The sequence below is a fragment of the Hymenobacter terrestris genome, assembly GCF_013377905.1.
GTDB lineage: Bacteria > Bacteroidota > Bacteroidia > Cytophagales > Hymenobacteraceae > Hymenobacter > Hymenobacter terrestris.
Map to the genome: position 1 here is coordinate 1 of NZ_JABKAV010000110.1, position 6,142 is coordinate 6,142.

A 6,142-nucleotide genomic window follows, 5' to 3' on the forward strand; every position below is an offset into this window, starting at 1 on the left:
CTACCGTCCCGCTCACCCGCTGGTGTTGCAGCAGCTTTTCGACAAACGAAACCGATACGCAGAACCGGGCGGCGACGGCGGGGTGTGTGGCCCCGAGCTCGGTACAAGCCGCCGCTACCCGCTGCCGCAAATCAAGTGAATACGCTTTCATGGCCAGAAGATAAACCCAAAACCATACACCAACCCAAGAACCGCTCTAGATCCTTGTTATCGCCCACCTCCGCACCATTTAATCAATCGTGCAACGAGTAGTCTGACGCTTGTCAAGCCCTATACGCTACAGTTATGCACCATCTATAGAGGCACACCGATAGCACAGCGCCACTTCCGCCCTGCGCAATCAAACTACTGCTAAGTTGAGAGAGGTTGCAGGCGAAACGCTACCTTCACCTAATTCTGCTTCGTGTCTGCATGAATTTTTGCCTCTTCTTGTATATATGCCTGAATTTCCCAATCCGCACCTGATTGAGTTTCCTAAGCTGGGAGAACCGGGTATCGGCTATATTTCCGTTATTGAAAAGAGTCAACTGATGCCGTTTAGCGTGCAGCGTATTTTCTGGACCTATTACACGCCCGAAAGCATTGTGCGAGGTCGCCACGCCCACCATCGTACCGAACAGATACTCGTGGCCGCCGCCGGCCGCATTACAGTGACTACCGAACTAGCCGATGGTACAATAGAGCTGTTCCGCCTCGAAGATCCGCACGTAGGCCTTTATGTGCCGCCCAAAGCTTGGCATACGATGCAGTACTCGCACGCGGCGGTGCAATTAGTTTTCGCCTCGGTTCCGTACCAAGAAGTCGATTACATCCGTAACCACGACGATTTTAAGCTAATATGGGGCTCACAGGCGTAAGCGCTCCGGAGGCTGCTTGGATAAGTTCGCGGGCCGAGATATTGTTGCGGCATTCGCCCACCTGTTTTATTCGGCATTTGCTCGTCGAGCCACAGCAGAAACGCCACGGTACCGGTGCGGTGGCCCGCTTTGGAAACAGGGTAGGGGAGGAGATATTCATGGCCGCTGACAAAAGTAGCCAATGGCTGGTGCAGCACCTCCCTTGGGATACCGATTTTTTTTGCACGGATACCTACCGGCTTTTTACGGGGCTGTTCAGCTCCGCCGCTACGCCCGCCGCGCTGATGGCAGCGGCGACTCAATTACGAATCACGTTGGCAGCCCGCGGGCCCTACTACGCTTTCAGTGTGGTGCCGGCTGAAGATACCGCACTGCTACAGGCCCTGACAGGCGGTGGCTGGCGGCTGGTTGAAACGCGGCTCAATTTCTACTGCCCTGTAGCCGCGGCTACCCTGCCCGAACCCGCCCCCGTGCGCCTGGCCCGGCCCGACGAGGCTGCTCACATCGGCCGGATTTCGGCCGCAGCCCGCAACCCCTTCGACCGGTTTCATGCCGACCCATGGTTTGGGAAAATCCGGGCCGATGCGCTGCTGGTTCGCTATGCTGAAGCGGCCGTGGAAGGCTCCTACGCCGATGCCGTGCTGGTGCCCGATGCGCCAGGACTGCCGGTAGACTCTTTCCTAGCCATTAGCGATACGTCGGCTGAAGCCGGTGTGCCGGGCAGCGGCAGCTCGCGAGTGCTGCTGACGGCAGTGGGCCCGGCCAACCGCGGCTGGCACCTACAGCTGGTGGCTGAAACTGTGCGTCGCGCCGCTGTTCTATCTTTGCCTCATGTATTAATGACCACGCAGGCTACCAATGGGGCCGTTTTTCGCACCTGCGAGAAGCTGGGCTTCCGGTTGGGTGGCACGAGCCACGTGCTGGCCTGCCACGGTGGCTGACACGCGTTGGCAATCAGAATGCCGCGGAGACCGCAATTTTTAACGTAAAAGCAAGAACAGTTGTTTTCCAAATGATCACTCCGACGGTCCCCTTTCTCTCTTTCCAGCCCCAACACGGACCTATCCGGGAGGAAATTATGGCCGCCATGGGCCGCGTGTATGACTCGTACTGGTACGTACTGGGCGAAGAGGTGAAAAAATTTGAGCAGGCATACTGCGCATTCAACCAAGTGACACACACTGTGGGCGTAGCCAACGGCCTCGACGCGCTGGTGCTGGCCTTGCGGGTACTGGAAATCGGCCCCGGCGACGAGGTGATCGTGCCCTCCAATACCTATATCGCCACTTGGCTGGCCGTAACGCAGGTGGGAGCCACGCCTGTGCCCGTGGAGCCCAACATAGCTACCAGCAATCTCGACCCTTTCCGCATTGCCGCCGCCCTCACGCCCCGCACCCGCGCCATTATGCCGGTACACCTCTATGGGCAAGCCTGCGAGATGAGACCAATTATGGAGTTGGCCGACCAGCACAAACTGTTTGTGGTGGAGGACAATGCACAGTCGCAGGGAGCCACTTTCGACGGGCAACTCACCGGCAGTTTCGGCCATGTAAACGGCACAAGCTTCTACCCCGGCAAGAATCTGGGGGCTTTGGGCGACGCCGGCGCCGTAACGACCAATGACGCTACGCTGGACCGGAAAGTTCGGGTGCTGCGTAATTATGGCTCGCAGCAGAAATATTACAACGAAGTTGTGGGCTACAACTCGCGCCTCGACGAGCTGCAAGCTGCCGTGCTGGAAGTGAAGCTGCGTCACTTGCCTGAGTGGACCCGCCAGCGCCAGCAGGTCGCCGCTTGGTATGACCTTCACCTGGCCGGCATTGCCGACCTGCGCCTGCCGGTGGTAACCACCGGGGCTACCCACGTTTACCACCTTTACGTGGTGCATACACTGAAGCGCAATGCTCTGCAGCAGTACTTGGCTGCCCAGGGCATATCTACTATGATTCATTATCCGGTACCGCCGCACCGGCAGCAGGCCTATTCGGCATTGCTGTTGCCAGATGGTGATTTTCCCATTGCCGAAGAGCTGGCCGCTACTTGCCTTAGCTTGCCCATGTATCCTGGAATGACGGAGGCGGAGGTTGAAACAGTAAGTTTTAGTATCAAGGACTTCTTGAATACAAAGTGATGTACAAATAATTTTTTGATTGCTATGATAAATTTTATTCTATATAAAATAAGGTTAGATCGAGTCATAAATATTATTATTGTGTTATTTTTAGTATTAACTATTTTGCCTTTTTTTTTACTAACATATTATAACTATCCGAGTATTCATGATGATTACTCCGATGCTAATAATATTATCAAATTTGGACAGGTAAAATATATTATATATTTATATAATAATTTGACTGGTCGATATAGTGAACTCGTGTTAAAAGCTTACTTGAGCCCATTAATATACAAAAATACTGCTTTATTAGCTCGGGTACAGTCTATAATATTTATAACGCTATTTATTATATCATCATATTGTTTTCTTCGCCAGGTACTAAATAGAATGCATGGGTTAATTGTAGTTATGTGTACATTGGTCTTTGTGAATCTGTATTTAAGTGGTTTAAAATCAGTAGGTGCATCTTTTTACTGGTTCGGTGGCTATACATCCTTTACCACTGGAATTATTGCCAGTTTATTTTCCTATGCGGCAATAATAAGATTATATTATTGTAAGGAAGGTGTCTTCAATCGAATAGTATACTTATCTTGTGGAGTAATATTTAGCATTGTCTCTATTGGTGCATATGATGTATCGATGATGACTACGTGTTGGGTACTAGGAAGTATTACTTTGGTGGCGTGGGTCAGGGGGGAAGCTATAAAGTGGTGGTACTTGGCACTATTCGGTTTTTCAACTATTGGAATATATATGGCAGTAGTAGCTCCAGGTAATCAGGAGCGTGCTGCTGAGCTTGGGCATGACCTCGGTCAAATCCTCAAAAGCCCACAGATACTCACTATCTTCGCAAAAAGTATTTATTTTGCTATAACTCAAATATTCTCTTGGCTTAATAGTTTGATATTAGTGTTAGGCAGTTTTTTGATAGTGGCATGTCTGAATCATAGCAAGGTTGGATTAAAATTAGGATTCAATAATGTGCATCCAATCTTATTTGGTCTATGGTTACTTGTTGGAATTACTGCGTCAGTATTTCCATCAGTTTTGGCTTATCAATCAGTCTGGAATCATAGCTGGCAATGTGTCTATCTATATTTTTTAATAGGTTGGATATACTTGTTAAATATTTTGTATACAAAGTATTTAACAAATTTTAATATTTTGAAAAAAATAAGGGTATATTACTATGGATTTGGAATATTTTTCGCCATGTGTTTCTTCTCTGGTACAAGTAACGTTCATTTAGCATATATGGATATTATGACGTATGCTCCAAGTCATTATAAAAAAGTGCGACAGCGCGAATCGATAATTAAAGAGCATTACACTAATAGTATAAAGGTTATTAAGCTGATTCCATTGTACAGTAACGATGAAAAATGGAGCGTTCCTAATATATTATATACCTTTGATTTCAATGATGATGACGCTCTACAGTATGCCAGATACTACGGTATTGATAGTGTTAACTTTAAGCAAAATTTGCAGTAAATGCGATTGTATGCAAAGTTTTTTTAGTTTATTTAACTTACTGGCAAGTTTATGTATTACTTTCAACCGGCTACTGCTGAACTTTATTTCCTTGATAGATGCCAATAATTTCTGTAATAATTCCCTGTTACTTTAATGAATCTAATATACCCGTCACCAGCAGAGAGCTTATTGCCAATGAAGTGAATTTTCCTTCAGATGTAACTTTTGAATACGTTTATGTGGATGACGGCTCTGGGGATGGAACTTTGGCAGCCCTACTTACTGTGAGAAATTCACATCCTCACAATGTAAAAGTTGTTGAGCTAGCAGGTAACGTGGGTTCCTACAATGCTATTGTGGCCGGTATAGCTCAGGCTACCGGCGACTGCATGGCTATTATCACGGCCGACATGCAGGATCCTCCAGCGTTGATGGTGCAAATGTATACATACTGGCAGCAGGGCTTTAAGCTCATAATTGGTAACCGGCAGGATCGGGAGGAAACGGGTTTGCAGCAGGTTTTTGCCAAAGTTTTCCACATGCTGATGAAGAAAATAGCCCTGTCTAACATTCCGGACGGTGGTTTTGACTTCGTTTTTCTTGACCGGCAGGTAGCTAAGCACATCATCACGCTACAGGAGCGTAACAGCAATCTGTTCTATCTGATGGTGTGGCTGGGCTACCCCTACGTAAATATCCCGTACGTACGCCGCAAGCGCGAAATCGGCAAGTCACGTTGGACGCTTAAGAAAAAAGCTAAGCTTTTCATTGATTCCATTCTGGCCTTTTCCTTCTTCCCAATCCGGGCCATTTCGGTTATGGGACTCGTATTAGGGTTGGCCGCTTTTAGTTATGGTCTCTACATCATTGGCTTACGGCTGTTCGGCAGTCAGGAGCCCGAAGGCTGGTCGGCCTTGATGGTCGTGCTACTGTTTGTGTCGGCTTTTCAGATGACAGCTCTGGGCATCATTGGCGAGTATGTGTGGCGCGGACTCGATGCCGCCCGCAACCGGCCGTTGTATGTGGTGAAAGAGGTACATGATCAGACCAAGGTGGTCTAGGTTGTACGGACACAATTGTGAGGTAGTCTAGCTAAATCGGACGATATTGGGGCGTTGTTTGAAGATGGGTTTCAAAATAGTTGGGGGCGCGGTAGCCTAACGCTGAGTGGCGTCGCTCGGCATTGTAGTTGGCGATGTGGTGGCTGATTTTAAGCTTGGCTTTTACTAAGGTAGGCAAAGGTCTGATGTCGAGCTACTTGGCTTTGAAGAGGCTCCAAAATGATTCGGCAGGCGCGTTGTTATTTTTATCGCGCCGGCTTATAATTTGCTGAGTGCCATGTTTGGCGACTAGGTTTTTGAAGCGGATGGTTTTGTACTGGCAGCCCCAGTTGGAGTGGACGATGAGGGCAGTCGGTGGCTGGCGCATTGACTAGGCACGGCGTGAGTCTTAGCTGAGCAAATCTTCGGTTATTTGTCTAGCACTCGTCCCAGCCGACAACTTTGCGCGAGCAACAGTCCAGCCACAAGGTCCTGTACAGTCAGCCCCCGCCTTGCTAGGGCGAATACATGATGTCGCCGATCCATACCCGATTGGGGAAGGTAGGGGCTGGCCTAGCAGGCGGTTGGGTACGGCGCGTAAGATCGGATCTGAATCAGAAAGTGCTGTAGTTACCGTAATCTAGGTT

Annotated in this window: 6 protein-coding genes; 5 read left to right on the plus strand and 1 reads right to left on the minus strand. The window is 49.0% G+C overall.

From position 1 onward, the window contains the following. Positions 1-437 precede the first annotated feature (437 nt). From HW556_RS17775 to HW556_RS17795, 5 genes are all read left to right on the plus strand, one after another. A complete protein-coding gene (locus HW556_RS17775; protein WP_176901465.1) occupies positions 438-857 on the plus strand; it encodes a sugar 3,4-ketoisomerase in 420 nt (139 codons plus the stop codon). A 158-nt stretch (positions 858-1,015) separates the two neighbouring features. After that, the gene (locus HW556_RS17780) at positions 1,016-1,798 is read left to right on the plus strand and encodes a GNAT family protein (protein ID WP_176901466.1); all 783 of its coding nucleotides are present in this window, start codon (positions 1,016-1,018) and stop codon (positions 1,796-1,798) included. Between the two features lie 71 nt (positions 1,799-1,869). Next, on the plus strand, positions 1,870-2,988 hold the full coding sequence (locus tag HW556_RS17785; protein ID WP_176901467.1) for a DegT/DnrJ/EryC1/StrS family aminotransferase: 1,119 nt from the start codon (positions 1,870-1,872) through the stop codon (positions 2,986-2,988). A gap of 24 nt (positions 2,989-3,012) precedes the next feature. Continuing rightward, a complete protein-coding gene (locus tag HW556_RS17790; RefSeq protein ID WP_246289713.1) occupies positions 3,013-4,473 on the plus strand; it encodes a DUF6056 family protein in 1,461 nt (486 codons plus the stop codon). 98 nt (positions 4,474-4,571) lie between these two features. Then, positions 4,572-5,516: a glycosyltransferase family 2 protein gene (locus HW556_RS17795; RefSeq protein ID WP_176901469.1), complete on the plus strand. Its 945-nt coding sequence runs from the start codon at positions 4,572-4,574 to the stop codon at positions 5,514-5,516. A gap of 31 nt (positions 5,517-5,547) precedes the next feature. Here HW556_RS17795 and HW556_RS19075 read toward each other — a convergent pair whose 3' ends face one another. After that, entirely contained in the window at positions 5,548-5,694 is a 147-nt protein-coding gene (locus HW556_RS19075; protein ID WP_176901470.1) for an integrase core domain-containing protein, read from the minus strand. Between the last annotated feature and the right edge of the window lie 448 nt (positions 5,695-6,142).

Bases quoted from the DNA above. Each gene is read 5' to 3' on its own strand.
- HW556_RS17775 (WP_176901465.1), top strand. From the start codon at position 438: ATGCCTGAATTTCCCAATCCGCACCTGATTGAGTTTCCTAAGCTGGGA.
- HW556_RS17780 (WP_176901466.1), top strand. From the start codon at position 1,016: ATGGCCGCTGACAAAAGTAGCCAATGGCTGGTGCAGCACCTCCCTTGG.
- HW556_RS17785 (WP_176901467.1), top strand. From the start codon at position 1,870: ATGATCACTCCGACGGTCCCCTTTCTCTCTTTCCAGCCCCAACACGGA.
- HW556_RS17790 (WP_246289713.1), top strand. From the start codon at position 3,013: ATGATAAATTTTATTCTATATAAAATAAGGTTAGATCGAGTCATAAAT.
- HW556_RS17795 (WP_176901469.1), top strand. From the start codon at position 4,572: ATGCCAATAATTTCTGTAATAATTCCCTGTTACTTTAATGAATCTAAT.